Annotated in this window: 23 protein-coding genes, 1 other RNA gene and 1 other annotated feature; of the genes, 17 read left to right on the forward strand and 7 right to left on the reverse strand. The window is 45.2% G+C overall.

The window, feature by feature from the left end:
- Positions 1 to 25 precede the first annotated feature (25 nt).
- From DUK53_RS00975 to dtd, 7 genes are all read left to right on the forward strand, one after another.
- Positions 26 to 283: a hypothetical protein gene (locus tag DUK53_RS00975; protein WP_036089436.1), complete on the forward strand. Its 258-nt coding sequence runs from the start codon at positions 26 to 28 to the stop codon at positions 281 to 283.
- Positions 284 to 371: 88 nt separating this feature from the next.
- Complete coding sequence (locus DUK53_RS00980) at positions 372 to 935, forward strand: hypothetical protein (protein WP_036133180.1); 564 nt, start codon at positions 372 to 374, stop codon at positions 933 to 935.
- A 49-nt stretch (positions 936 to 984) separates the two neighbouring features.
- Positions 985 to 1,314, forward strand: coding sequence for a LapA family protein (locus DUK53_RS00985; protein WP_036089433.1), 330 nt, complete (start codon positions 985 to 987; stop codon positions 1,312 to 1,314).
- A 243-nt stretch (positions 1,315 to 1,557) separates the two neighbouring features.
- Positions 1,558 to 3,921, forward strand: coding sequence for a single-stranded-DNA-specific exonuclease RecJ (recJ, locus tag DUK53_RS00990; RefSeq protein ID WP_036089428.1), 2,364 nt, complete (start codon positions 1,558 to 1,560; stop codon positions 3,919 to 3,921).
- Positions 3,918 to 4,439, forward strand: coding sequence for an adenine phosphoribosyltransferase (locus DUK53_RS00995; protein ID WP_036089424.1), 522 nt, complete (start codon positions 3,918 to 3,920; stop codon positions 4,437 to 4,439). The genes recJ and DUK53_RS00995 overlap by 4 nt, the downstream gene beginning before the upstream one ends.
- 168 nt (positions 4,440 to 4,607) lie before the next feature.
- A complete protein-coding gene (locus tag DUK53_RS01000; RefSeq protein ID WP_036131308.1) occupies positions 4,608 to 6,827 on the forward strand; it encodes a RelA/SpoT family protein in 2,220 nt (739 codons plus the stop codon).
- 21 nt (positions 6,828 to 6,848) lie between these two features.
- On the forward strand, positions 6,849 to 7,304 hold the full coding sequence (gene dtd, locus DUK53_RS01005; RefSeq protein WP_036131305.1) for a D-aminoacyl-tRNA deacylase: 456 nt from the start codon (positions 6,849 to 6,851) through the stop codon (positions 7,302 to 7,304).
- A 240-nt stretch (positions 7,305 to 7,544) separates the two neighbouring features.
- On the opposite strand, the gene DUK53_RS01010 is transcribed toward dtd, so the two are convergent.
- Positions 7,545 to 8,831 (reverse strand): N-acetylmuramoyl-L-alanine amidase family protein, encoded by a 1,287-nt coding sequence (locus tag DUK53_RS01010; protein WP_036089416.1) that lies wholly within the window; start codon positions 8,829 to 8,831, stop codon positions 7,545 to 7,547.
- A gap of 155 nt (positions 8,832 to 8,986) precedes the next feature.
- Positions 8,987 to 9,223 (forward strand) — a binding site (T-box leader).
- 250 nt (positions 9,224 to 9,473) lie between these two features.
- Between DUK53_RS01010 and hisS the strand changes: the two genes are divergently transcribed.
- Together hisS and aspS are read left to right on the forward strand one after the other, a co-directional pair.
- Positions 9,474 to 10,766 carry a histidine--tRNA ligase gene (gene hisS, locus DUK53_RS01015; RefSeq protein ID WP_036089414.1) on the forward strand — a complete coding sequence of 431 codons (1,293 nt, stop codon included), beginning with the start codon at positions 9,474 to 9,476 and terminating at the stop codon, positions 10,764 to 10,766.
- Complete coding sequence (aspS, locus tag DUK53_RS01020) at positions 10,763 to 12,532, forward strand: aspartate--tRNA ligase (protein WP_036089413.1); 1,770 nt, start codon at positions 10,763 to 10,765, stop codon at positions 12,530 to 12,532. Before hisS ends, aspS begins: the two co-directional genes overlap by 4 nt.
- Before the next feature lie 100 nt (positions 12,533 to 12,632).
- Here aspS and DUK53_RS01025 read toward each other — a convergent pair whose 3' ends face one another.
- The 4 genes from DUK53_RS01025 to cymR all read right to left on the reverse strand — a co-directional run bounded on the left by DUK53_RS01025 (position 12,633) and on the right by cymR (position 15,461).
- Entirely contained in the window at positions 12,633 to 13,010 is a 378-nt protein-coding gene (locus tag DUK53_RS01025; protein WP_036092443.1) for a hypothetical protein, read from the reverse strand.
- Between the two features lie 154 nt (positions 13,011 to 13,164).
- Positions 13,165 to 13,533, reverse strand: coding sequence for a P-II family nitrogen regulator (locus tag DUK53_RS01030; protein ID WP_036079256.1), 369 nt, complete (start codon positions 13,531 to 13,533; stop codon positions 13,165 to 13,167).
- 12 nt (positions 13,534 to 13,545) lie between these two features.
- A complete protein-coding gene (locus tag DUK53_RS01035; protein WP_036131302.1) occupies positions 13,546 to 14,751 on the reverse strand; it encodes an ammonium transporter in 1,206 nt (401 codons plus the stop codon).
- A gap of 290 nt (positions 14,752 to 15,041) precedes the next feature.
- The gene (cymR, locus tag DUK53_RS01040) at positions 15,042 to 15,461 is read right to left on the reverse strand and encodes a cysteine metabolism transcriptional regulator CymR (protein WP_036061761.1); all 420 of its coding nucleotides are present in this window, start codon (positions 15,459 to 15,461) and stop codon (positions 15,042 to 15,044) included.
- A 191-nt stretch (positions 15,462 to 15,652) separates the two neighbouring features.
- On the opposite strand from cymR, the gene DUK53_RS01045 reads away from it, so the two are divergent.
- The 8 genes from DUK53_RS01045 (at position 15,653) to DUK53_RS01080 (ending at position 24,256) form a co-directional block, all read left to right on the forward strand.
- Positions 15,653 to 16,927 (forward strand): replication-associated recombination protein A, encoded by a 1,275-nt coding sequence (locus DUK53_RS01045; RefSeq protein WP_036131299.1) that lies wholly within the window; start codon positions 15,653 to 15,655, stop codon positions 16,925 to 16,927.
- Positions 16,928 to 17,017: 90 nt separating this feature from the next.
- Positions 17,018 to 17,207, forward strand: a non-coding RNA gene (gene ssrS / locus DUK53_RS01050) — 6S RNA.
- 499 nt (positions 17,208 to 17,706) lie between these two features.
- Positions 17,707 to 18,852: a cysteine desulfurase family protein gene (locus DUK53_RS01055; RefSeq protein WP_036131293.1), complete on the forward strand. Its 1,146-nt coding sequence runs from the start codon at positions 17,707 to 17,709 to the stop codon at positions 18,850 to 18,852.
- 18 nt (positions 18,853 to 18,870) lie between these two features.
- Complete coding sequence (mnmA, locus tag DUK53_RS01060) at positions 18,871 to 19,980, forward strand: tRNA 2-thiouridine(34) synthase MnmA (RefSeq protein ID WP_036131290.1); 1,110 nt, start codon at positions 18,871 to 18,873, stop codon at positions 19,978 to 19,980.
- Between the two features lie 74 nt (positions 19,981 to 20,054).
- Positions 20,055 to 20,780 (forward strand): alpha/beta hydrolase, encoded by a 726-nt coding sequence (locus tag DUK53_RS01065; protein ID WP_036131288.1) that lies wholly within the window; start codon positions 20,055 to 20,057, stop codon positions 20,778 to 20,780.
- Positions 20,781 to 20,795: 15 nt separating this feature from the next.
- Complete coding sequence (locus tag DUK53_RS01070; protein ID WP_036092551.1) at positions 20,796 to 21,464, forward strand: tetratricopeptide repeat protein; 669 nt, start codon at positions 20,796 to 20,798, stop codon at positions 21,462 to 21,464.
- 33 nt (positions 21,465 to 21,497) lie between these two features.
- Entirely contained in the window at positions 21,498 to 23,891 is a 2,394-nt protein-coding gene (gene recD2, locus DUK53_RS01075; RefSeq protein WP_036092461.1) for an SF1B family DNA helicase RecD2, read from the forward strand.
- A 14-nt stretch (positions 23,892 to 23,905) separates the two neighbouring features.
- Positions 23,906 to 24,256, forward strand: a complete 351-nt coding sequence (locus DUK53_RS01080; protein ID WP_036092463.1) for a DUF4180 domain-containing protein — start codon at positions 23,906 to 23,908, stop codon at positions 24,254 to 24,256.
- 59 nt (positions 24,257 to 24,315) lie between these two features.
- Here the strand turns inward: DUK53_RS01080 and pieS are convergent, their stop codons facing one another.
- Positions 24,316 to 25,752, reverse strand: a complete 1,437-nt coding sequence (pieS, locus tag DUK53_RS01085) for a two component system sensor histidine kinase PieS (RefSeq protein ID WP_052164867.1) — start codon at positions 25,750 to 25,752, stop codon at positions 24,316 to 24,318.
- On the reverse strand, positions 25,749 to 26,444 hold the full coding sequence (pieR, locus tag DUK53_RS01090) for a two component system response regulator PieR (protein WP_036092466.1): 696 nt from the start codon (positions 26,442 to 26,444) through the stop codon (positions 25,749 to 25,751). Before pieR ends, pieS begins: the two co-directional genes overlap by 4 nt.
- Positions 26,445 to 26,533 lie beyond the last annotated feature (89 nt).

Here is a 26,533-nt window from a genome sequence, read left to right on the forward strand (position 1 = left end):
TGATAATAAGGAGTACGATGTATTCATGATTTGGCAGATAGTTGTGATAGCAATCGGTGTGGGGCTTTTTGTGCTCGGATTGTTTTATTCGAAAAGTTGGCATAAGAACTGGCAAGATGGCGGTGGACCTGATTTTGATGGTTGGGATTCGTTTTTTATCTCGATTGTGTTCGGGGCGGTTATTATTGTCATCGCCATTTTGCCGTGGTATGTCATGAAGTCGTTACTGATTACTGGCGGTTTGACGCTGGTTTATTGTGCGATTTGGGTATTTTCGTTTTAGGAGGATTTAGGATGCATAAAAGAAAGTATGTGAAAAAATAGGAAAATCGCTCGTCCTCAGATGATTTGAAAGAAATGAGGAGATTTTGATGGACAGAGAGATTTTGTGTCGTGTGTTGAAAAACGCGATGAAAGCGCAGACGATTGTGTATATCTATAATGATTCGACCAGTAAAGATGAGCGTTACGGTGGGTTTGTGCAGCTGGTGACGAAGGATTATGTGGTGATGCGTCTTGTTTCCTCGGCAGCGAGGGCGGCTGGCTATCTGATTGCTCGGCTCGATATGGTTTTTCGGGTGGATAATGGTGGTCAGAGTGCGAAGCGAGCGGAGCGGTTGTATTATTTGAATCAGGAGCGGCATGAGGGATTTGCGGTGAGCACGTTTGGGAATTTGTTGGTGAATGTGCTGATGGTTGCGATGGATCAGAAAATCGCGATTTCGGTATTTCTGGATCAGGATGAGGAGCGTGAGTCGTTTAATGGCTATGTGCGCCATGTTGTGAAGGAACATATCATGATGGATGATTTGGATAATGATGCGGAATCCTACGGCGAGGTTCACTTTGAATTGGCGTCGATCATTGATATACAGCTGGGTTCGAGTGATTTGACAAACTTGGCGTTGCTTTATGAGCAGCCGAAAAGGGATTGAACTCGTGTATTTGCGGGTATTTTATAAGAGAATGAAGGAGGTTTTTGAGATGAAAGGACAATGGCAAGTGATTGTTGGGATTGTGTTAGCTATTATTATTGCAATTTTCGCAGTTGTGAATGTTGATTCGGTACAGGTGAGCTTCTTATTCGCAAAAGTGGAGTGGCCGCTTATCTTGGTTATTTTGGGGTCCGTGCTTGTTGGTGGCTTGATTTTCTTCTGTTTGAACATTGTGCGCGTGAATGCGATGAAGAAGCAGATTAAAACGCTGGAAGCTACAAAGAAAGAATTGGAACGCACACTAGCTGCGGAAAAATCGCGTAAAGTGAAAGTTTCGGAAGTGGATGTGCCAGATGAGGCGCCGAAACCGACTGTATAAAAATATTTAGGAAACGCTAGAAAAAACATTTAACATGATCTTACGTCAAACTTTTGTGTGTTGACAAATGCTCAGTTTCTAGGCAAAAGCGAGTATCGGTGCGGAGCGTACTGGAGTATGTGAGCCTGGAACGGAGATTTTAATGACGAAAATGTGCGTTTGTCGGCGCACTGAGACCATCCAAGTGGGTGGTCTTTTTGTTGTTTTTTCTGTATAATGGGTAGGGTTGAGGGGTGGTAAATCATGATTCATTCTAAATATAAATGGCAAGTGGAAACGGCGGATGCGGCGGCGATGCAACAGGTTGCTGATGAACTGAAATGCACGTTACCGATGGCGGAGTTATTTTCGCGTCGCAAGGTCACGACTGCTGGTCAATTGGATAAATTTTTAAATCCGGATAAGTATGAGGCGTATGATCCGTTTTTGTTTGCGGAGATGGGGCTTGCGGTGGATCGGATTAAGCAGGCGATTGAGGCCGAGGAGCAGATTCTGGTGTATGGTGATTATGATGCGGATGGTGTGACGAGTGTGACGGTGTTGTTGAAAACGTTGCGGAAGCTCGGTGCGAGCGCGGATTTCTATATTCCGAATCGGTTTACGGAAGGCTATGGACCGAATGTGGCGGCTTTTACGCAGGCTAAGGATTCGGGCGTTGATTTGCTGATCACGGTGGATAATGGGATTTCGGCGCTGGATGTGATGGCGCATGCGAAAGAGATTGGTTTGGATGTGATTGTCACGGATCACCATGAGGCGAAGGAAACGATGCCTGAGGCGGTCGCTGTGATCCATCCGCGTCATCCGGAGTCTAATTACCCGTTTCCTGATTTAGCGGGCGTTGGCGTGGCTTACAAGCTGGCTCACGCGTTGTTGGGAGAGGAACCGACGGAATTGCTGGACTTAGTGGCGATTGGGACGGTGGCGGATTTGGTTTCGCTGACGGATGAGAACCGCTTATTTGTACAAAAAGGACTGCGAATTTTGCGTGAAAATGCGAATATCGGCGTGTCTGCTTTGGCAAAACTAGCTAGTGCGAAACTGCCTGAAGCAACGGAAGAGACGATTGGTTTCATGATTGCGCCGCGTTTGAATGCGGTTGGTCGGTTAGGCCCTGCAGATCCGGCGGCTGATTTATTGCTTACGGAAGATCCGGAAGAGGCGGTTTTCTTGGCGGAGGAAATCGATGAGGCGAATAAGGAACGGCAAACAATTGTGGCGCAGATTGCGGAGGAAGCGATTGCGATGATTGAAGCCGAATTTCTTGGTGAAGGAAATGAAGTGCTTGTTATCGGAAAAGCGGGCTGGAATCCTGGTGTTGTTGGGATTGTGGCTTCGCGTTTAGTGGATCGTTACGCGCGACCTGTGATTGTGCTTGGCATCGATGAGGTCACTGGTATTGCAAAGGGATCTGGACGGAGCATTGAGGCGTTTCATTTATACCAAGCGCTCGACGCGAATCAGGCGCTGTTAAAAGCGTTTGGTGGTCACCCGATGGCAGCTGGTATGACGCTGGATGTGGCTGATGTGGCGACGTTGCGGACCAATTTATCGCAGTTAGCTCGGGAAACGTTGTCGCCAGAGGATTTTGTGTCTATTTTGCGCGTGGAAGAGGCGATTCCTGTGGAGACGGTGACGATTGATTTTATCGTGCAGTTGAACAAGTTGGCGCCGTTTGGAACGGATAATCCAAAACCAGTTTTTGCGTTGGAAGGCGTTCGGTTGAGCGGTACAAAGCGAATTGGCACGGACAAGAATCATCTGAAAACAGCGATTACGGCGGATTCGGGTGCTTCGATTGATGCGGTTGGATTTGGAACGGGCGAACTCGTTGAAAAAATTTCTCCAATGGCAAAAGTGGACGTGGTCGGCGAACTATCGATCAATGAATGGAATAATATGCGTAAACCGCAACTCCGCATTGTAGACTTGAAAATCGGACATTGGCAATTGTTTGATGTCAGAAGTCGCGCAGAATGGGAGAAGTTGCTACAAACGGATGGCATGGCTGATAAAGTATTCGTGTGTTTCCAAGATGGGACGCGAGAAAAACTGTTAGCCGAGAATGCAAATCTTGTTTGTGCGCAAATCCAGTCGATCGATGACTGCACGGACGCTGCGACGAAAGATCTTATTTTTGCGGATATGCCGGATGATGTGGCTTTGCTTGAGGCGTTGGTTACGAACACGTCAGCGGATCGAATTTATTTGCATGTGGAAGCCAAAAATGGGAATGCGATTGCGTCTATGCCTAGTCGTCAACATTTTGCGCAACTTTATGCGGTGCTTAAAAAACACCAACCTTTCCCGCTCGCTCAAAACATGTCACGCCTTTGTAAGCAATTTAGCTGGACGGACGATCAAGTTGATTTTATGTCACGCGTGTTTTTTGATCTAAATTTTGCTACAATAGAGGATGGCGTGATTAGATTGAATGAAATTGGGGAAAAGCGTAATCTGGAGGACTCGGCTGTTTATAAAGCTCGGGTATACCGGATTGCGATGGAACAGAAATTACTCTATTCCAATTACAACGAATTGTATGATTGGATGGAGAAGCTAATGAATTCGAAGGGGAATTCAATTTTGGAGGAAACAGTAAAATGAACTTAGAAGAATTGAGAAGTTATGTAGCGATTGTCAATGATTGGCCAAAAGAAGGTATTGTTTTTAAGGATATCACGCCATTGATGAGTCATGGTGAGGCTTACAAATTTGCGACGGACCAAATTGTAGAATATGCAAAAAAATTAAGTGTGGATGTCATTGTTGGGCCTGAAGCGCGTGGTTTCATTATCGGATGTCCGGTAGCTTATTCGCTTGGCATTGGCTTTGCGCCAGTTCGTAAACCGAATAAATTGCCGCGTGAAACGGTGGATATGGAATACGATTTAGAGTATGGCACGAATAAATTATCGATGCATAAAGATGCGATTAAACCTGGGCAACGCGTGCTTATTACGGACGATTTGCTAGCGACAGGTGGTACGATTGAAGCGACGATTAAACTTGTCGAAGAACTTGGTGGCGTGGTAGCTGGTTGTGCTTTCTTGATCGAACTAACAGAGCTTGAAGGCCATAAGAAATTAGAAGGATATGACCGCCTGATTTTGATGGATTTCTAGAACTATTTTCGAAAAAAGTGTTTTTTCAGGCTCGGGCAACAAAATTGCTTTGTGAGTCGTGTAAAACATGTTATAATATCAAATAAGAATTATTTTAAAAAGCACTCATTCGTGGGTGCTTTTACATACTTTAATAGATAGCGTGGATGAAAAGGGTGTGGGGACATTATGGCTAAAGAACAAAATTTAACAGCGGATCAAGTAATTGAAATGGCTTCTCATTACATGAATGAGGAGCATCTTGCGCTTGTCAAAAAAGCGTGTGACTATGCACGTGAGGCGCACAAGGATCAGTTCCGCAAATCGGGGGAACCTTACATTATTCACCCTATCCAAGTGGCAGGCATTTTAGTGGAGCTGGAGATGGATCCGGCTACTGTTGCTTCAGGATTTTTGCACGATGTGGTAGAAGATACGCCGATTACATTGCAAGATTTAGAAGAAACGTTCAGCCCAGAAATCGCAATGATTGTCGACGGCGTTACGAAACTTGGAAAAATTAAATACAAGTCGCACGAAGAGCAGCAAGCGGAGAATCACCGCAAAATGTTCATCGCGATGGCACAGGATATTCGTGTGATGCTCGTGAAATTGGCGGATAGACTGCACAATATGCGGACGTTGAAACATTTACCGGTAGAGAAACAGCGCCGTATTGCGAATGAAACGCTGGAAATTTTTGCACCGATTGCGCATCGTTTGGGGATTTCCCGTGTGAAATGGGAGCTCGAGGATACGGCGTTACGTTATTTGAATCCGCAGCAATATTACCGCATTGTGCATTTGATGAAGCAGAAACGGGAAGAGCGGGAGCGTTATTTGCGCGATGTTATTGATGGCGTGAATGAGAATCTGGATGAACTTCATATTAAGGCGGATATTTCTGGTCGCCCGAAACATATTTATTCGATTTACCGCAAAATGTCGGAGCAGCACAAGCAGTTTAACGAAATTTACGATTTGCTGGCGGTTCGGATTTTAGTGGATAGCATCAAGGATTGTTACGCGGTTCTTGGAATCATCCATACGCGTTGGAAACCGATGCCTGGCCGTTTTAAAGATTATATTGCGATGCCGAAATCAAACATGTATCAGTCGCTTCATACGACGGTGATTGGTCCGCAAGGCGAGCCGCTAGAAGTTCAGATTCGGACGCTGGAAATGCATCAAATTGCCGAGTACGGGGTTGCGGCGCATTGGGCTTATAAAGAAGGCAAAGTCATCAATTCGAAGACATCCTTTGACAATAAAATGAGCTGGTTCCGCGAAATTATTGAATACCAAAATGAGTCGGAGAACGCTGAGGAATTCATGGAATCGCTGAAACTCGATTTGTTCACCGATGTAGTCTATGTGTTCACACCAAAAGGAGACGTTTTTGAGCTACCAAACGGTTCTGTACCGCTTGACTTTGCCTACCGAATCCATACTGAAATTGGGAACAAGACGATTGGTGCTAAAATCAATGGTAAAATTGTCACGCTTGATTATAAATTAAAAACAGGCGATATCATTGAAATTTTGACGTCAAAACATTCGTATGGACCAAGTCGTGATTGGCTGAAACTCGTGCAGACGTCGCAAGCGAAAAACAAGATTCGCCAGTTCTTCAAACGCCAAGCGAAGGAAGAAAACGTCGAAAAAGGTCGCGATATGGTCGAGAAGGAATTGCGCCAACTTGATTTCGAGCCGAAGAAAGTGATGACGACGGAGAACATCAACAAACTCGCCGAACGTTTGAATTTTAGTCATGAAGACGATTTATTTGCGGCGGTTGGCTACAATGGTATTACGGCGCTTCAAGTTGCGAATCGTTTGACGGAGAAAGAGCGTCGCGAGCGGGAACTTGAGGAGCAAACAGAGAAGCTATTAAACAAGATCGAAGCGAAACCGAAAAACCCAGCAGACAGCAATAACGAGCGGCTTAAAATCAAGCATAATGCAGGCGTTGTGGTGCAGGGTGTCGGTAATTTACTCATTCGATTATCGCGCTGTTGTAACCCGGTTCCAGGTGACGAGATTGTCGGCTACATCACGAAAGGCCGCGGTATTTCGATTCACCGGAAAGATTGTCCGAATGTCAATGGTCCAGATACGGAGCGCTTGATTGATGTCGAGTGGGAAGATGCGGATATGACGGCTAAAACCGATTACAACGTCGATATTGAGGTGTTTGGCTATAATCGCAATGGTATGCTGAATGATATCTTACAAGTCGTGAACAGCCTGACAAGCAATATTAATGGCGTTAACGCAAAAGTCGATAATAACAAAATGGCGACGCTCGTTCTGACGCTTCAGATTCATAATATTAATCATTTGCAACGCGTTGTCGATAAAATCAAGCAAGTTCCTGATGTCTACACGGTTAGACGTTTAATGAATTGAGACTGACTGGGGGATTTTAGTATGCGAGTTGTGGCGCAGCGTTGTTTCGAAGCAAGTGTAACGATTGATGATGAAAATGTGGGAGAAATCGCGGGTGGGCTTTGTCTGCTCGTTGGTTTCACGCATGGCGATACAGAAGAAGACGTGAAGTATATCGTGAAGAAAATTGTTGGATTGCGCATTTTTGAAGATGATGAGGATAAAATGAATTTGTCGATTCAAGATTTTGGAGGCGCGATTCTTAGCGTTTCGCAATTCACGTTATATGCCGATGTGAAAAAGGGAAGGCGCCCGAGTTTTACGAATTCGGCGGCTCCGGATGTGGCATCGGATTTGTATGATTTGTTTAACAAACTGCTTGCGGCTGAAGGGATTGTTGTGGAGACTGGGGTTTTCGGTGCGATGATGGATGTGCGTATAGTGAACCACGGTCCGGTGACGATTATTTTGGATTCGCAGGAGTTGTTGGGGAAATAGGGTTGGGGATGAAAAAATGCGAGGACAAGATTTGGAATCTTGTCCTCGCATTTTTTTGTTTTGGCGTCATGTTTTGCGTCTTCGAATCGGGCCTCAAGAGCCAGACTCTCGGAAATTGTTGATGCTCTTAGGAATCGTATTTTGGTTCCTTAGAGTATCAATATGAGTGCGAGCGAAGTGAGCATTCGATCCTTGCGCCCCCTAACAATTTCTGTCGAGTCTAATGGGCTCTTTCGGCACCTAGTTTTTAAAATACCCGCTCAGTCCCTCGAAAATCGCATCGGCGACGTCTTCGCGGAAAGTGTCGGAGTTCATTTTCTCTTCGTCGATGCTTGAGCTTAGGTATCCTAGTTCTAGCAGTACGGACGGTTGGGTGTTTTCGCGTAGTACGTAGAAGTCGCCGGAGCGTGTGCCGCGGTTTTTGCTGGTTAAGTTGCTTGCTAGGCTCGCGTTGATGCTTTCGGCTAAGCTCTGGTCTTTGTTTTTGTAGTAGTAGGTTGTTTGGCCGTTGACACTGGCATCGCTTGCGTCTTCTACGGAGTCAAAATGAAGCGAGATGAAGGCGTCTGCGTTGTATTTCTCTGCTTTTCTCGCGCGATCTTTTAGAGAAACATACTCATCGCTATCTCGTGTTAAAATGACTTTCGCACCGCTTTGTTCTAAGCGTTTTGCCACGGCTTTGGCGGTTTTTAATGTTGCTTTCTTCTCCACGGTACCGTTTTGTCCTTTGGCGCCTGGATCGTTGCCTCCATGGCCTGGGTCAATCACGATGGTTGCTTCGGCAAGTGATGTTGTTTTGGATTTCGGTGCGCTTTCAGTTTTGGAGGTCGAGACATCAACAACCCAGTTGGCTACGTAACCTTGTGCGCCGGATGATGTTGTGATTTGGTACCAATCGCCTTGCACGCCGTCGATATTATAGACGGTTCCTGAATCGGCTTTCTCGATTGTATTGTTGTTACGACCTGGACCTGAACGGATATTCGTGCCGTTAGATCGGATGGTAACGGTTTGCAAATTGCTTTTCGATTCTTTCGTCGCGGATTCTTGCATTTTAATATATGTCGAGTTGACCCACGCGCTTTGACCTTGGTACTGGATCTGCGTCCAACCATTGGATTGACTGGTGACGGTGATTTGATCGCCGCTTTTTAAAGTTCCGAGAATGGTGCTGTTTGTGGAGGCTTTACTTCGAACGTTCAGGCTACCATCGCTTGTGACGGTGGCGAGACTGTTACTGGAAGCACTGACATCGACATTTTTCACGAGCCAGCTTGCCACGTAACCGCTTTGCCCGTTCTCAAGACGAACTTTGTACCACTTATTTTCCTCATCAATAACGTTTAGAATTTCATTTTTTCTGACTTGAGATGTGACGTCGAATGCGAGTCCTGGTCCGCTTCTGACGTTTAGAACTTCCGCTTTTACTTGCACCGTGTTTGCATTTGCCATCGCGATTGTAGACAAGATGCCGGCTCCAATAAGCAAGAACGAGAGCACGGTTATAAACAGGAACTTATTTTTCATCAATGGACACCACCTATACCCCTAATAAATATCTACTATAAAAAGATTATCACAAAACAAGGCATTATGAAACATTAAACCTACAATTTCGCGATTATTTTTCAAAATCTTATTGACTTTCGAGGCAAATTCTAGTAGTCTTAAGGGTAATTAATAGATGACCGATGACGGAGAAAAGTATAACAGGCATTTGCTGGTAAAGAGAGATAGGTTCCTAGGCTGTAAAACCTATCGCAGTTAAACTGTTAGAAAGACACTCCAGAGGCTTCTTGCTAAAAGGCGAATATGCGCTGAGTAAGTAAGAACGTTGACAGGCGTTAACTGTTTTGAGTGGAGGAGCTTTTTTGTTCTTCAATTTAGGGTGGTACCACGGGTTAACTCTCGTCCCTTGTTTTATTTAGTTAAGACAAGGGGCGGGGGTTGTTTTTGTTGTGGGTCTTATGAAGCGTACTCTGCTGAATTAGAGCCTCAATATGCATGCGAACGCAGTGAGCATGTAATCCCCCAGTGGGTCTTACCAGGAGCAACCACTACACAAATAAGCAGCAGCAAACCAAGTTGCTTAGTTTGCTCTAATCTACCAAACCCAAAACAGTTCAACCAAACCAACGATACTATCGTAATTTTAAGGAGGGATAAGGCATGCAGATGAAATTGCCAAGGGGAACACGCGATATTTTACCAGGAGAAGTAGAGAAGTGGCATTATGTAGAGCGCGTTTTTCAATCGATTTGTGAGAGATTTCAATATGAAGAAATTCGGACACCGATTTTTGAGCATACAGAATTATTCCAACGCGGCGTAGGAGATACAACGGACATCGTTTCAAAAGAGATGTACACGTTTCAAGATAAGAAAAATAGAAGCTTGACGTTGCGCCCAGAAGGTACTGCATCAGTGGTACGCGCGTTTGTAGAGCATAAACTATTCGGACAAGTGAACCAACCAGTGAAATTATATTACTCCGGACCAATGTTCCGCTACGAACGTCCACAAGGCGCGAGGCAACGCCAGTTTACGCAAATGGGACTAGAAGCGATTGGAAGTAATGATCCAGCGATTGACGCGGAGATTATTTCGCTTGCGATGTCATTTTATAAAGAACTAGGACTACAGAATATCGAACTAGTCATCAATAGTTTAGGTGATAAAGAAAGCCGTTTGAAGCACAAAGACGCCTTGGTTGCCCATTTCGAACCTCAAATCGATGAGTTCTGTGCAGATTGTCAAGTGCGTTTGCACAAGAATCCTCTACGCATCTTGGATTGTAAAGTCGATCATGCTCACCCGCTTATCGCAACGGCACCATCGATTTTGGAATTTTTAAATGAGGAATCGAGGTCTTATTTTGCAAAAGTGAAGGCGTATTTGGATGCGTTAGGTATTGCTTATACGGTTGACCCAACGCTCGTTCGTGGTTTGGATTACTACAATCACACGACCTTCGAAATTATGAGTACGGCAGAAGGTTTTGGCGCGAAATCTACACTTTGTGGCGGCGGTCGTTACCACGGTTTGGTGCAAGAATTTGATGGCCCGGAAACGCCAGGTGTTGGCTTCGGTCTAGGCGTGGAGCGATTATTCGCTGCGCTTGATGTGGAGAGAATCGAACTTCCTGTAGCGCGCGAACTAGATTGCTACGTCATTACGGCAACAGAAACGGCTGAGGTGAAAGCTGTGACGATCGTTAACGAGTTGCGATTAAACGGTTTTAGCGTAGAGAAAGATTATATGGGTCGCAAAATGAAAGGCCAGTTAAAAGATGCCGATCGCAAAAATGCGTGGTTCACGATGATTTTAGGCGACACAGAACTCGAAAGCGGTATCTGCAAGTTGAAAAACATGAAAACAGGCGAGCAAACGGAAATCGATTTGGCAGCTGTGACGGCTGGTTTACAGGCCGCGCGCGAGCAATTAGAGGGGGAAAACAAATGAAGAAAAGAACGTTATATTGTGGCGATGTCACGGAAAAACATATCGGGGAAAAAGTAACACTGCACGGCTGGGTACAAAAGCGTCGTGATCTAGGAGGACTTATTTTTATCGATTTGCGCGATCGTGAGGGAATCGTCCAAGTGGTTTTTAATCCCGATTTTTCGGCGGATGCGCTCTCGATTGCAGAATCGGTTCGTAATGAGTTCGTTGTGACGGTTGTTGGTAAAGTTGCGGCGAGAAGTGAAGGCGCGATAAACGACAAGTTGGCGACAGGTCGGATTGAAGTTTTAGCGGAGGAAATTGAAGTGCTGAATGCTTCGAAAACACCGCCTTTTTATATTGAAGATGGTGTGAACGTGTCGGATGAGCTGCGCCTGAAATATCGTTATTTGGACTTGCGTCGTCCGGAGATGAATCAGATTTTCCAGATGCGCCATACGGCAACGAAAACATTCCGCCAAAAATTAGATCAAATGGGCTTTTTCGATATTGAAACGCCGTATTTGACGAAGAGTACGCCAGAAGGTGCGCGTGATTATTTGGTACCGAGTCGTGTGTATCCGGGTAACTTCTATGCTTTACCCCAATCACCGCAAATTTTGAAGCAGTTGTTGATGTCTGCTGGTTTTGATAAATATTACCAAGTTGTTCGTTGTTTCCGCGATGAAGATTTGCGCGGGGATCGTCAACCAGAGTTTACGCAAATCGATTTAGAGACGAGTTTCCTGACGAAAGAGGAGATTCAAGAAATTACAGAAGAAATGTTGGTAGCGGTCGTTGAGGCGACGAAGGGCATTAAAATCGCGAAACCATTCCCGCACATGACATATGCAGAAGCAATGGATCGTTTTGGAAGCGATAAGCCGGATGTGCGTTTCGGTTTAGAATTGAAAAACGTGGCAGAAGCAGTGGCAAATGTTGATTTCAAAGTGTTCACGAACGCAATCGAAAGCGGCGGCGAAGTAAAAGCGATAAACGCGAAAGGCGCAGCGGCGAACTATTCGCGTAAAGATATTGATGCGCTAGGCGAGTTTGTCGGCAGATACGGCGCGAAAGGCCTTGCATGGATGAAAGTGGAAGAGGACGGCTTCAAAGGACCGATTGCAAAATTCTTCACACCAGAAAATCAAGCGGCAGTGGCGGGCGTTTTAGATGCAGAAGTTGGGGATTTATTACTATTTGTTGCTGATAAAGCAGAAGTTGTTGCGGCATCGCTCGGTGCGTTACGCTCGAAACTTGGCCAAGAGTTAGATTTGATTGACCAAAACGAATTGGCGTTTTTATGGGTGACGGATTGGCCGTTATTCGAATACGACGAAGAAGCAGGGCGTTTTGTTTCGGCTCACCATCCATTCACGATGCCACAAGACGCATCATTGCTTGAAACAGCGCCAGAAAAAGCGATGGCAGAAGCGTATGATATCGTTTTGAACGGCTATGAAATTGGCGGGGGCTCGCTCCGTATTTATAAAAAAGAAATGCAGCAACAAATGTTCCGCGCGCTTGGCTTCACAGATGAAGAGGCGACAGAACAATTTGGTTTCTTGCTAGAAGCGTTGGAATTCGGAACACCGCCACATGGTGGGATTGCACTTGGCTTGGACCGCATTATCATGATTCTTGCTGGACGAAATAATTTGCGCGACACGATTGCCTTCCCTAAAACAGGAAGTGCAGCAGATCCGTTGACGAATGCGCCAAGTGAAGTTAGTGCGGCACAATTGGCTGAACTAGAACTTGCGATTGAGGCGAAGAAAGCGGAATAAGAAAATAGGATTTCTCGCGTAGTTTCATGCGGGAAATCCTATTTTTTTGCACAAAAAAACCATAGGCTCCACCATTTCAGCGTTTGCCTACAGTTCTGATTTAATTCGCTGAGGACGTATCAATCATCGTGACCTCAACATCGTTCGCTAAGATGCCAGTGTTGGTTTCATTCGACCAAAACGGACCTTCTAATGTTTTCTTTTCCTTGCTGCTCACTTCATGCTTGTCGTAAAATCTAGCCTCTACAGCGTAGCGATTACCGACTTTCACCGAATCCCATTGTGACTCGTCAAGGTCTAGCTTAATCTTTTTGCTACCTGCTCCTTCGATGTTTCCTGAAATAGAATTGTCATCATTCTTTTGCGTGACCAAAAAATTAAAAGAAACATCTATTGGAGAAGCGGAGTTTTGCAGAAAATAATAACCTCCTGCTAAAAAAACAATCGCGATAATTGTAAAAAAGGGGATCTTTCGCATCTTTGTCTATCTCTCCTTCATATATAAAAAACATCCAATTTAGCTACTTCTTTATTATAAGCTCTGTTTTTCATTTCGGGAAGGGGAAAACGCGATTTCTCATTGTATTTTTAGAATTACTTCCGTTTTATTTATCCGCATCTCATTTTGGAGGCTATTTCTCTTTAGGATGATCTTGTAAAGCGTCAACACCACGCTCGCCGGTACTGATTTTAATGACCTCAGCCACGGGATAAATGAAAACTTTACCATCGCCAGGTTCGCCAGTGCGCAACGTGTTTTTCACAACTTCTAAAACGGCTTCCACAGGCACGGTGCTGACAACAATCTCGATTTTCATGCGTTCGTGGACATTGTTTTCTTTCTTTTTGCCGCGATACAGCTCGATTAAGCCTTTTTCAAGACCGGTTCCGAGCGCCTTCGTCACAGTGAGGCCGCTAACGCCGATTTCTGCGAGCGCTTTTTGGAATTCGTAAAAACGGTTTGGACGTGTAATAATTTCGATTTTTGTTAAGTTTGACAATAGAACCACCCCTTAATCATGATAGGCTTTTTCGCCGTGAAGCGTTAAATCAAGCCCTTTGTACTCTTGATCTTCATCCACTCTGATTGGTAGGAATATTTTGATAACATAGATAATGATGATGGTAGCAATTGCAACGAAAACGACCGTAGATCCGATAGCGATGAGTTGTTTGCCGAGCAAGCTAGCATTTCCGTAAAAAAGACCGTCCGCGCCAAGCTTGTTAATTTTAGTAGTAGCGAAAAGCCCTGTGGCAATACCGCCCCAAATTCCGCCGATACCATGCAAACCGAAAGCGTCTAGTGCATCGTCGTATTTCAGCTTGCCTTTTAACCAGAACACCGCCCAGAAACAGATCGCGCCGCCGAGGAAACCAATCAGTAAAGCACTGCCAACCGTGACGAATCCAGCTGCGGGCGTAATCGAGACAAGGCCTGCAATCGCGCCGGAAATTGTGCCGAGCATTGTTGGTTTTTTGTTAATCAGCCATTCGACCGCGACCCAACCGATAATCCCTGCTGCAGCGGCCGAATTGGTGTTGACAAACGCAGCCATCGCAACATTATCGATCGTCAGCGCGCTACCAACATTAAAACCGTACCAACCGAACCAGACTAATATACCACCAATTAAAGCGAGTGGCAAATTATGTGGGGAGGAATTCTCCGCTTCCTTACGACGCCCAAGCACAATCGCGAGCACGAGCCCCGTAATACCAGAACTAATATGAACCACATTCCCACCCGCAAAATCAAGCGCACCGAGTTCACGTAACCAGCCACCGTCGCCCCAAACCCAGTGAGCAACAGGAGAATAAACAAGCAATGACCATAAAATAATGAAAATTAAGTATGCCGCAAAATTCATCCGTTCCGCAAAAGCGCCAGAAATGATAGCTACTGTCAAAATAGCGAATGTCATCTGGAACATCATGAATAAAGTATGTGGAATCGCGTCGGAGTATGTCGCATTGGCATCGAAACCGACGCTATGCAAAAATGTCCAATCAAAACTTCCGATAAAAGCATTTCCTGGTGCAAAAGCGAGGGAATAACCAACGAAAACCCATAGAATAGAAATAATCGCCATCGAGCTAAAGCTATACATCGCAGTGCTCAGTACGTTTTTACGGCGAACCATCCCTCCATAGAATAAAGCAATCCCCGGTGTCATCAGCCAAACTAACAAGGTACAAAAAAACATAAATACTGCTTCCATGTGACACTCTCCTTTTTGTTAGATAATCTAACATTTGTTTTTTGTTTATGTGATAATAATACTGCAAACTGAAAATAAAGCAAGCTATTTTAACTGAAAATTTAAATTTTGTTAGATTATCTAACATATAGCGCTTTCTTAACTATATTTTAGGATTTTAATCATAATATTCATTTTATTTGAAGTTAATTTTTTGCGAGAAAATAGGTGACATAAGGTGTAAAAGAGGCTTTTAAAAAAGGGCAAACTAAAAGACTCTTCACGTCAAAATGTGAGGAGCCTTTTGGATTTTAAATATAAAACATATAGCCATCTAAAAGCGGATCGTCGCCGTGGCTCGCTAAATCTTCCAATGTTGTGCTGTCCAAAACTTCTTTGACGGCATTACGAATGCGGAGCCAAAGTTCGCGTTGAGCAGCTTCTTCATCTTCAATGCTCTCGACCAGAACAATCGGGCCTTCTAACGTGCGGATGATGTCGCCGGCTGTGATTTTTGCGGGTTCGTCGCCTAGAATATAGCCGCCGTGCGCGCCGCGGATACTTTTCACAATACCTGCGTTACGAAGCGGGCCGATTAATTGTTCTAAGTAATGTTCGGATAAGCCTTTTTTTTCAGCGATGGAACGTAACGAAATGGGACCCTGTCCGAAACATCGCGTTAATTCGAGTACAATAGTTAAGCCATAGCGGCCTTTTGTTGTGATTTTCATAATAACCTCCAAATAGTGTCGCGATTTTCTGGTACAATGAAGAAGAATCGCTTATGTATGATCTTCAAATTGCGATATCAGGATAATTATATAGTATATGGCGTCAAGAAGCTAATGAAATAGATGTTTTTGCATAACAGAACATACGCTCTTATGGTATAATTGGAAGAGATGATTAGAGGGGGAGAGATATGGCTATTCAACCGCTTGCTTACCGAATGAGGCCGAAGTCGCTAGAGGATATTGTTGGACAGACGCATCTTGTTGGTAAGGATAAAGTGATTTATCGGATGGTAAAGGCAAAACAGTTGTCTTCCATGATTTTATATGGACCGCCTGGCATTGGGAAAACGTCGATTGCGAGCGCGATTGCAGGGAGTACAAAATATGCGTTTCGGATGTTGAACGCGGTGACGAATAATAAGAAGGATTTGGAAATTGTAGCTGCAGAGGCAAAAATGAGTGGAACGGTGATCTTGCTTTTGGACGAGGTACATCGCTTGGATAAGCCAAAACAAGATTTTCTGTTGCCGCATTTAGAGAGCGGCCAGATTATTTTGATCGGGGCAACGACGAGCAATCCGTATATTGCGATTAACCCAGCAATCAGGAGTCGGACGCAAATTTTTGAATTGAAGCCGTTGTCGGTTGCGGATATTGAGGTGACGATGGACCGGGCGCTGGCGGATTCGGAGCGGGGCTTGGGGACGTATGATGTTGTGCTGGATTCAGATGCGAAGACACATTTGGCGACGGCGAGTAATGGCGACGTTCGGAGTGCGCTGAATGCATTGGAATTGGCGGTTATTTCTTCGGAACCGGGCGATGATGGAAAAGTACACGTAACGTTGGGAGTCGCAGAGGAATGCTTACAGCGGAAGAGTTTGGCGCACGATAAAGATGGCGATGCGCATTACGACGTTTTGAGCGCGTTTCAGAAATCGGTGCGAGGCAGTGATGTGAACGCAGCGCTCCATTATATGGGCAGGCTGATTGAGGCGGGCGATTTGGTGAGTATAAGCAGGCGTATGCTCGTGATGGCGTACGAAGATGTAGGGCTTGCGAATCCGCAGGCAGCGACACACACCTTGTCCGCGATCCAAACCGCTGAAAAAATCGGGTTCCCAGAGGCGCGGATTCCACTGGCAAATGCAGTCATCGAGCTTTGCTTGTCACCAAAATCGAATTCTGCTATTATGGCGATTGATAGCGCGCTAGCAGACATTCGAGCCGGAAAAAGTGGCGAAGTTCCAGATCATTTGCGCGATGGGCATTATTCTGGCGCGAAAGAACTCGGTCGAGCGCTGGATTATAAATACCCACATAGTTATGAAAATGCCTGGGTGGATCAGCAATATTTGCCGGATCGTTTGTTAAAAGCGAAGTACTATGAACCGAAGTTGACGTCGAAATATGAGCAGACGATTGCTGGGGTGTATGAGAAGATAAATCAGAATAAAGAATAGAAATATAGTAAAAAAAGTTACGAATTTCGACACATTTAAGTGCTCCAAATTGAAATCTATAAAATTTTGTGGTATTCTTAGGTCAATAAAGAAACCCTAATGTATTCGTTATGGTACCTATATTATTGAACCGAACAATTTGATCTACCTAGGGAGCCCAAGTTCGGGCGCAGCGCACATGCCTTTTCACGAGGACTTGTAAACCGTCAGACAGAGCACCCACCTGCTGTTAATAGCGGGTTCAAACAATGGTATTAAAGACGGTACGATTGGGGTTTCTTTATTATTAAAATTAAGATTCGAGCGCTTCATTTGTGAACGTGATTTTGACGTTTTGCTGAATGGAGTGCTTTTTTGTTGAGCGCGTAAGAAAGCGTATTTTGCTTTCCTACGCGCTCAATATGCATGCGAACGCAGTGAGCAGGTAATCCACCAGGTGCCTTTAAACGCAAAAATCGGAATGAACTCAAAACAAATATAAGCAACCCATTACCCATCAAGAATCACCACGAACAAGAAAAAGAAGCCGATTATGAACGCAGTGAGCAGGTAATCCATCAGTGGCTCTTGGATTCCAAGCAAGAATGAAAACAAATATAACCCACTTGCACACTCTGAAATACAGTAGAGTACAGACAAGCAGCAAAACTAAACGCGCTTTCATCCAAAATCATCTTGGTTCTTTGCTTTCAGCGCCGTTTCTTGCTAAAATAGGGTAGGTTATAAAAACATTTTTTAAAGGCTGATTGTTAGTTTTTAATATAGAAAGAAGCGATTTTATGATGGAACGTGTGTATTTGGATCATGCTGCGACTAGTCCGATTCATCCAGAGGTTGTGCAGGCGATGTTGGCTAGTTTTACGAATAATTATGGAAATCCTTCTAGTATTCATTATGCTGGGAGAGAGGCTCGCAAGGCGCTTGATGAGGCGCGTGCTATTGTGGCGCGGAGTATCGGGGCGGATGAGCGTGAGATTGTGTTTACGAGTGGTGGCACGGAGGGCGATAATGTGGCGATAATTGGTGCTGCTTACGCGAATCGTGCGCACGGGAAACACATTATTACGACGGCGATTGAGCATCCAGCGGTTTTGGAGACGTGCCGGTTTCTAGAGACGCAAGGGTTTGACGTGACGTATTTGCCGGTGGATAAGACGGGTGTTATTTCACTCGAAGATTTTGAGGCGGCGCTTACGGACGAGACGATTCTGGTTTCGATGATGTATGGGAATAACGAGATTGGCTCGGTGCAACCGATTCGGGCGATTGGCGAGCGGCTCTCGGAACACAAGGCGTTGTTTCATACGGATGCGGTGCAGGCTTTTGGGATGTTTGACATGGATGTCGCGGAGCTTGGCGTGGATATGTTGACGGTGACCGCGCATAAGATTAATGGACCACGCGGGATTGGCTTTTTGTATGTGAAAAATGGGACGAATTTGGAGTATCCTTTTCATGGCGGGGAGCAGGAGCGTAAGCGTCGGGCTGGTACGGAGAATTTGCCAGGGATTTGCGGAATGGCGGAAGCTGTGCGGATTTCTTTGGAGTCGCGTAAACAGAAACGTTCGGATTTTGCGGAGTATAAGCAGGTTTTCGTGGATACTTTTGCGGAGAGTGAGATTTTTTTTGAGGTGAATGGTTCGCTTGAGAAGGGATTGCCGCATATTTTGAATGTACGCTTTCCGGGTGTGTCGGTGGAGCAGTTATTGATGAATTTGGATATGGCGGGAATCGCGGTTTCTAGTGGTTCGGCTTGTACGGCTGGTACGGTGGATCCGTCGCATGTCTTGGTGGCGCTATATGGCGAGGATCATGACGGGGTGCGCGAGTCGATTCGGATCAGTTTTGGCCTTGGTAATTCTTACGAGGAGATGGAGAATGCGGCAAGCGAGATTGTAAAAGTGGTACAGCGACTTTGTAAGTGAAGGTGAGGAGTAGTTAAAATGGATAATAGTAAGACGCGGGTAGTTGTTGGTATGTCTGGCGGCGTGGACTCGTCGGTGACCGCTTATTTGCTGAAAGAGCAAGGCTATGATGTCATCGGAATCTTTATGAAAAATTGGGATGATACGGATGAATTTGGTATGTGCACGGCGACGGAGGATTATGAGGACGTTATTCGTGTGGCGAATCAGATTGGAATTCCGTATTATGCGGTTAATTTTGAAAAGGAATACTGGGACAAGGTGTTTACGTATTTCTTGGATGAGTATAAATTGGGTCGGACGCCGAATCCGGACGTGATGTGTAATAAGGAAATTAAGTTTAAAGCGTTTTTGGAGCATGCGGAAAGCTTGGGTGCTGATTTTGTGGCGACGGGGCATTATGCGCGTGTGGAAACGATTGATAATGAGGTCAAAATGTTGCGTGGCGTGGATCGGAATAAGGATCAGACCTATTTCTTGAACCAACTATCGCAAGCGCAAATTTCAAAAGTGATGTTCCCGCTCGGTGGCATGGAAAAACCGGAAGTGCGTCGGATTGCGGAAGAAGCTGGGTTAGCGACGGCGGGCAAGAAGGATAGCACGGGGATTTGTTTTATCGGAGAACGCAATTTTAAGCAATTTTTGAGTGAGTATTTGCCGGCGCAACCTGGTGATATGAAGACGCTGGATGGCAAAGTGATGGGCAAGCATGATGGGCTGATGTATCACACGATTGGGCAGCGTCATGGCTTAGGGATTGGTGGCGACGGTGATCCGTGGTTTGTTGTTGGTAAGGATTTGGCGAATAACGTCTTGTTCGTGGAGCAAGGTTTCCATCATGATAGCCTGTACTCGGATTCGCTCGTGGCAACGGATATGAGTTTTGTATCGGATCGCCCTGTTGAAGCGGTTTTCCATTGTACGGCGAAATTCCGTTATCGCCAAGATGATGTTGGTGTGACGGTGCATTTGTTGGATGGAAATAAGGCGAATGTGGTGTTCGATGAGCCGGCTCGTGCGGTGACGCCTGGTCAAGCGCTCGTTCTCTATGATGGTGATGTTTGCTTAGGCGGCGGAACAATCGATGAGATTTATAAGCAAGATTCGCAGTTACAATATGTAGGATAATTCGTAGGAAAAAGAGTTTGGGATGGGATTATTTCCTGAACTCTTTTTTGATAAAGGATGAAAAGAGGATTTGTATGAAAAAGACGTTATGGATCGTGTTGGCTGTGCTAGTTTTGGTTATTGGGGGCGCTTATTTTTATTTTAATACATCGCCGAGTCAGTTTGCAGAGGAGGCTGGGAATTCAACGAAAAAAGTAGATGTCGTGGATGATAGCGGCTTCTTGATGTTCACGCCGATGAATCAGGATGTGAAGAAAAGCGTGATTTTTTATCCGGGTGCTTTTATTGATGCGCTCAGTTATGCTCCGATGGCGAAAGGGCTTGCGAATGCGGGTTACAAGGTCTATATTGCAGAGATGCCGCTTGGCTTGGCTGTTTTCGGGCAAAATAAGGCGGCAGATATTATCGATAGTCACGAGGATGAGCATTTTGTGATTGGTGGACATTCGCTTGGTGGTGCTATGGCTGCGCGGTTTGCTCATGAAAATATGGATGAATTGGACGGTATTTTCTTTTTAGCGAGTTATGCGGATGAGAAGGGAACGCTTGCAAAAGCTCCATTTTCGGCGTTGTCGATTACGGCAACAAAGGATGGCGTGCTAAATTGGGATACATATGAAAAGAATAAGAAATACTTGCCGGAAAACACGACTTTTGTATCGATTAAAGGTGGGAATCATGCGCAATTTGGGGCTTACGGGAAGCAAAATGGTGATAATGAAGCCACGATTAGTGTGGAAGAGCAGACAAAAGAAACGGTGACAGCGCTGAAAACGTGGCTTGCTGTTGCGGTAAAATAGGAGGAAAAAAGCATGATGGATAAAAATGCGCAAGGTATTGAAGCGATGCAAAAAAATGATTTAGAGACGGCGGTACGTCTTTTTACGGAGGTCATCGAGGAACATCCAAATGATCCAGTGGGCTTTATTAATTTCGGAAATGTGTTGCTTTCGATGGACGATTTTGAGCGGGCGGAGCGCTTTTTTGAGCGGGGGATTGAGCTTGATAGCAAGGCTTCTGCTGCTTATTATAGTTTAGGAAATCTGTATTATGTGTTGGAGCGTTATCAGGATGCGGCGAAGCAATTTGAACAGGCGATTGCGAATGGGCTGGATTCGGCGGACGTGTATTTTATGATTGGTATGAGTTTTGCGCAGATGGATGAGAATTTGCTTGCGATTCCGTACTTGCTCCGTTCGGTGGAATTGGCGCCGGATGACGTGGAGGCGGCGTTCCAATATGGGATCGCGCTGGCGAAATCGGATCTTTTTGAGGATGCGATTGGGGCGCTGGAGCGTGTGTTGATGCTGAAACCGGATGATGCGGATGCGTTTTACAATATTGGTGCGGCGTATTTGGCTTGGCAAGGCGATTTAGTGATTGGAAAAACGTATTTTGAAAAAGCTGTGGCGAGCGATGAGAATCATGAGTTGGCGGCAAATGCGCTGGCGGCGATTCAGGATTTAGAGGCGAGCGGCGAGTAAGGTAGGACACGAAATCTGGAAGGAGGTGGGAAAATGGACACGCAAGAAACGTTGGGATTGCTCGGTGAGAACGAGGAACTGTACATGAAAGGGCTCGTGATGTCGACGATTTTTCATAATAGTGATAACTTGTTTTCTGTGGTGCGGATTCAGGTGCAGGATACGAATACGACGTGGGACGAGAAGGATATCGTTGTGACGGGCTTTTTTCCTGCCCTTCATGAGCAAGAGGCGTACATATTTCATGGTAAATTAATGGATCATGCCAAATTTGGTCAGCAGTTTAAAGCGGATCGGTTCAAAAAAGAGATGCCGCAGACGAAGCAGGGTTTGGTGCAGTATTTATCTGGGGAACTTTTTAAAGGCATTGGGAAAAAGACGGCGGAACGTGTGGTGGAGACGCTTGGCGAGGATGCGATTAGTCGGATTTTGTCTGATCCATCGCTGCTTCAAGAGGTCCCTCGTTTGCCACTTGCGACGGCGGAAAGTTTGCTGGAATCGCTGCGTGAGAATCAAGGTTTGGAACACATTATGGTGAGTTTGAATGAGTACGGATTTGGTCCGCAGCTCTCGATGAAAATTTTTCAGGCGTATAAGCAGGATACGTTGAATGTGCTGGAAAATAATCCTTATAAGCTGATTGAAGATGTGAAGGGGATTGGGTTTAATCGTGCGGATGAGCTGGGGCGCAAGCTTGGTCTTGGTGGGAATCATTATTCGCGGTTGCAGGCGGCGATTCTGTACATGTTGGAGCAGGAGTCGTTGCAACAGGGAAATGTATTTATGGAGCGGGAAGTGTTGTTGGAGACGGTGACACAGCTGCTTGAGAATAGTGAGCCGATTCGGATTGAGCAGGAGCAGTTGACGAAGCAGTTATTGGCGCTTGAGGAAGATCAGAAGGTGATGACGGAGAACACGCGGGTGTACGTGCCATCGCTTTATTTTGCGGAGGCTGGATTTGCGGCGCACGTGAAACGGATGATGCGACAAAAGGAGTACGAGGAACTTTTTCCAAAATCGGAGTTTTATATCGCGCTTGGTGAACTGGAGGATCGGATCGGGGTTTCTTACGGGGAAACGCAGAAGGTGGCGCTTGAGCAGGCGTTAATGTCGCCGATGCTGATTTTGACTGGTGGACCGGGTACGGGGAAAACGACCGTTATTAAGGGAATCGTGGAGCTTTACGCGGAATTGAATGGTGTGAATTTGGACCCGATGTCGTATAAAGATGGACAGAAATTGCCGATTTTGTTGGCGGCTCCGACGGGACGTGCGGCGAAACGGATGACAGAATCGACAGGATTGCCTGCGATGACGATTCACCGATTGCTGGGAATGAACGGGCAGGAGCAGTTGGACGATGATAATGAGCGTTCAATTGAAGGGAAACTGTTGATTATTGATGAGATGTCGATGGTCGATATTTGGCTTGCGAACCAGCTTTTTCGGGCTTTGCCAGCACACATGCAAGTGATTTTAGTGGGAGACCAGGATCAGTTGCCATCAGTTGGACCGGGCCAAGTTTTGAAGGACATGTTGCGGTCGAACGAGATTCCGACGGTGGAGTTGACGGATATTTATCGGCAGGAAGACGGTTCCTCGATTATTGAGCTGGCGCATGATATTCGGCAAGGATTTTTACCAGCGACCTTCACGAAAAATAGCACGGATCGGTCGTTTTTCCATTGTACGGTGAACCAAATTGCGGAAGTCGTGGAGAAAGTCGTGGAAAATGCTAAGAAAAAAGGGTTTCGTGCGAAGGATATCCAAGTTTTGGCACCGATGTATCGCGGACCTGCGGGAATCGATATTTTAAATCGCAAAATGCAGGAAATTTTTAATGCGAATCCGGATGGAAAGCGTAAAGAAGTGAAGTTTGGCGATATCGTTTTTCGGATTGGGGATCGGGTGTTGCAACTTGTGAATCAGCCGGAGAAGAACGTTTTTAATGGCGATTTTGGCGAGATTGTCTCAATTATTTATGCGAAGGAAAACACGGAGAAGCAGGATATGGTTGTGGTGCAGTTTGACCAGACGGAGGTCGAGTATTTCAGGCAGGAGTTTGGTCAGTTAACGCACGCGTATTGTTGTTCGATTCATAAGGCGCAGGGCAGCGAGTTTCCGATTGTGATTATGCCGGTGGTGCGGAGTTATTACCGGATGTTGCGACGCGATATTTTGTATACGGCGGTGACTCGGAGCAAGCAGTTTCTGATTATTTGTGGGGAAGAGGACGCGTTTCGGATGGGCGTCGAGCGGATTGATGAGGAGAAGCGGAATACGACGCTATATGAGCGGTTGCTGAGTGAGGAAGATATGCTGGCGACAGTGAGTAATCGGAAGTTGTTGACGGAGGAAAATTGGATGCATATTAATCCGATGATTGGGATGGATGATATTACTCCCTACCAGTTTATGCGCGCTTAGGAAGGAACATGAAAATGGAGATTCAGAAATTTGAAAATGACGGTATTGCTCGGGTTAAGAGCGATGAGGTTATAATAAAAGATACGGCGTCGATGTTGGACTTTGTGATGAGTGTGCAATACGAAACGACGTATCACAAAATTATCATTGATAAAGTCGCTGTTTTAGAGGCGTTTTTCGATCTCAAGACAGGATTGCTAGGCGATGCTTTTCAAAAATTAGTGACATATCAGCTGAAAATGGCAATCATTGGTGATTTTTCAATGTATAGTGAGAATTTTAAGGATTATATGTATGAGAGTAATAAGGGGAGTCATGTTTATTTTGTTGCTACCGAGGAAGAAGCGGTTGATAAATTGAGATGAGAAAAGACGGTATGATAGCTGATTTTGCTATGTATACCGTCTTTTCTTGTACAATCATATTATTCATTATCCGCAAAAAACGGTAATTTAATCGTAAATATAGTACCTTCACCGGCCACGCTATGCACGCTAACTTCACCATCATGATAGCTAATCAACTGCTTCACAATCGACAGCCCAATGCCGGATTCGCCGAACTTTGTGCTCGTTCGTGACATATCGGCTTTGTAGAAACGATCCCAAATCTGCTCGACTTCGGATTCATCCATGCCAATTCCTGTGTCGCTAATCTCGAAAATCGTTTCTTTATATTCCTGCCTCGCCGAAAGGGTAATCGTGCCGTTTTCGGTAAATTGGATGCTGTTTTTCACGATGTTAATGAAAACTTGCATCAATCGGTCGTAATCTGCAAAAATTTGGACGGAATCTCGGGTATCCACAATAATCTGGTCGCCTCTATTTTCGGCGGTCAATTGTAGCTGGTCTTTGATAATCGCCAAAAATTCATGTGCGGCGAATGTCGTTTTGTGCAGCTGAATCTGATTCGAACGAATGCGCTCATAATCGAGATTCTCATTCACAAGTCGTGCCAAGCGCCGAGCCTCGGTATCAATCAACGCAATACAACGATCTGTCTCGCTTTTTGGAATAATATCGTTGACTAAACCTTCTGTCAAACCGCTAATCGTCGTGAGTGGCGTCCGCATTTCATGGGAAACATCGGCGATAAACTGGCGGCGGCGCTTCTCTTGACGCTCAATCTCAATCGCGGATTCTTCCAACGTCTGCGTCATCTTGTTAAAATCACCAGCCAGCGCGCCAATCTCATCAATCGAACTTTCCTTCAACCGCACGCTATAATTGCCCTTAATGACTTCTTTCGTCGCCGAACTTAGCTTACGAAAGCGGTTCACTTGTAGTTTTGCAATAATCGCGCTCAAAATCAGAGCGATCGTAATCGAAATAAGAATTGTGTAGAAAACGTACCAATTAATTTTGCCGATGACTTTCTCAGTGCCGCTAATTGGCGAGGTGAGCATGATTCCACCGGCAAATTCACCATTTTTCTCAATCGGAATACTCACGCGCGTCAATTGGTCAGTAAAGCGTGTGTCTACTAGCGTCGAAACCGTCTTGCCTTCCTGCAATTCCTTCCATTCATCGGTTTTTAAATGGAAATCGGGCGGAAGTGGGCGATTGGTTTGCGGATAAATAATCGCAGCGGTATCATCGAAAATCACATAATGGATGTTTTTCACGCCTAAAATTTGCTGATACGTCTGCAAAATCGGACTTCCAGTTTCTCGGTCCGACATATTCTGCACATCTTTTGCAATTTCTTCCCCGTACGCCGTCAAATCCGAAACTTGTGTCTGGTACAAATAATCCTTCATAAAGTGCGAAATCAGCAGGCCAATCATCAAACAGGCGATAAACAAAATAACAAACTGTGTCAAAAATAGCTGATAAAAGTATTTAAATTTCATCCTGATCATTCCGTTTCATCGAATTTATAGCCGACGCCCCATATTGTATGAAGAAACGGATGCGCTTCTGTCGCGATTTTCTGCCGCAATCGTTTGATATGCACGTCCACCGTACGCTCATCTCCATAAAACTGGTAACCCCAAACCTGTTCTAACAACTGCTCCCGCGAGAAAACTTGGCGTGGATGCTGCATCAAAAAGTATAACAAATCGAATTCTTTCGGCGTCAATGCCTCAAGTAACTGCCCCTCAAAATACATTTCCCGCGTCTTTTTGCTAATTTTGAAATATTTCGTTTCTAGAATATCGTCATCCTCAGGTTTCGCCGCCGTGTCAACTGCTTGTCCTTTGCGACGCGTCACCGCTTTAATCCGTGCCATCAATGTCAACGGGCTAAATGGCTTCGTCACATAATCATCTGCGCCAATCTCAAGCCCCAACACCTGATCCGACTCCGATTCCTTCGCCGTCAAAATAATAATCGGCACATCGCTCGTCTCACGAATTTTATGACAAATCGTCATGCCATCCATCCCCGGCAACATCAAATCGATAATCACGATATCCCAATCTTCCTTACCAAATGTCTCAAAACCTTCCAAACCATCATGCACAAACGTAGCGTCTATCTTTTCCTTCATAAAAAACATCTCGATCATCGTGCAAACACTGACATTATCCTCAATCATTAATAGTTTCATCATTTTTGCCTCTCTCTCATTAATGCTCTCCCTTAAAATTAGACTATATTCACCGCGAAATCAAGATAAATAATGTTTTTCGCAAAAGT

This window comes from Listeria sp. SHR_NRA_18, assembly GCF_003856515.1.
Classification (GTDB): Bacteria; Bacillota; Bacilli; order Lactobacillales; family Listeriaceae; genus Listeria_A; species Listeria_A newyorkensis.

Coding starts and splice junctions, on each gene's coding strand:
- DUK53_RS01025 (WP_036092443.1), bottom strand. CDS start 13,010: ATGCGAAAGATCCCCTTTTTTACAATTATCGCGATTGTTTTTTTAGCA.
- DUK53_RS01055 (WP_036131293.1), top strand. CDS start 17,707: ATGATGGAACGTGTGTATTTGGATCATGCTGCGACTAGTCCGATTCAT.
- recJ (WP_036089428.1), top strand. CDS start 1,558: ATGATTCATTCTAAATATAAATGGCAAGTGGAAACGGCGGATGCGGCG.
- mnmA (WP_036131290.1), top strand. CDS start 18,871: ATGGATAATAGTAAGACGCGGGTAGTTGTTGGTATGTCTGGCGGCGTG.
- DUK53_RS01065 (WP_036131288.1), top strand. CDS start 20,055: ATGAAAAAGACGTTATGGATCGTGTTGGCTGTGCTAGTTTTGGTTATT.
- pieS (WP_052164867.1), bottom strand. CDS start 25,752: ATGATCAGGATGAAATTTAAATACTTTTATCAGCTATTTTTGACACAG.
- recD2 (WP_036092461.1), top strand. CDS start 21,498: ATGGACACGCAAGAAACGTTGGGATTGCTCGGTGAGAACGAGGAACTG.
- aspS (WP_036089413.1), top strand. CDS start 10,763: ATGAAGAAAAGAACGTTATATTGTGGCGATGTCACGGAAAAACATATC.
- DUK53_RS01000 (WP_036131308.1), top strand. CDS start 4,608: ATGGCTAAAGAACAAAATTTAACAGCGGATCAAGTAATTGAAATGGCT.
- DUK53_RS01010 (WP_036089416.1), bottom strand. CDS start 8,831: ATGAAAAATAAGTTCCTGTTTATAACCGTGCTCTCGTTCTTGCTTATT.
- DUK53_RS00980 (WP_036133180.1), top strand. CDS start 372: ATGGACAGAGAGATTTTGTGTCGTGTGTTGAAAAACGCGATGAAAGCG.
- DUK53_RS01080 (WP_036092463.1), top strand. CDS start 23,906: ATGGAGATTCAGAAATTTGAAAATGACGGTATTGCTCGGGTTAAGAGC.
- cymR (WP_036061761.1), bottom strand. CDS start 15,461: ATGAAAATCACAACAAAAGGCCGCTATGGCTTAACTATTGTACTCGAA.
- DUK53_RS01035 (WP_036131302.1), bottom strand. CDS start 14,751: ATGGAAGCAGTATTTATGTTTTTTTGTACCTTGTTAGTTTGGCTGATG.
- pieR (WP_036092466.1), bottom strand. CDS start 26,444: ATGAAACTATTAATGATTGAGGATAATGTCAGTGTTTGCACGATGATC.
- dtd (WP_036131305.1), top strand. CDS start 6,849: ATGCGAGTTGTGGCGCAGCGTTGTTTCGAAGCAAGTGTAACGATTGAT.
- hisS (WP_036089414.1), top strand. CDS start 9,474: ATGCAGATGAAATTGCCAAGGGGAACACGCGATATTTTACCAGGAGAA.
- DUK53_RS00975 (WP_036089436.1), top strand. CDS start 26: ATGATTTGGCAGATAGTTGTGATAGCAATCGGTGTGGGGCTTTTTGTG.
- DUK53_RS00985 (WP_036089433.1), top strand. CDS start 985: ATGAAAGGACAATGGCAAGTGATTGTTGGGATTGTGTTAGCTATTATT.
- DUK53_RS01070 (WP_036092551.1), top strand. CDS start 20,796: ATGGATAAAAATGCGCAAGGTATTGAAGCGATGCAAAAAAATGATTTA.
- DUK53_RS00995 (WP_036089424.1), top strand. CDS start 3,918: ATGAACTTAGAAGAATTGAGAAGTTATGTAGCGATTGTCAATGATTGG.
- DUK53_RS01045 (WP_036131299.1), top strand. CDS start 15,653: ATGGCTATTCAACCGCTTGCTTACCGAATGAGGCCGAAGTCGCTAGAG.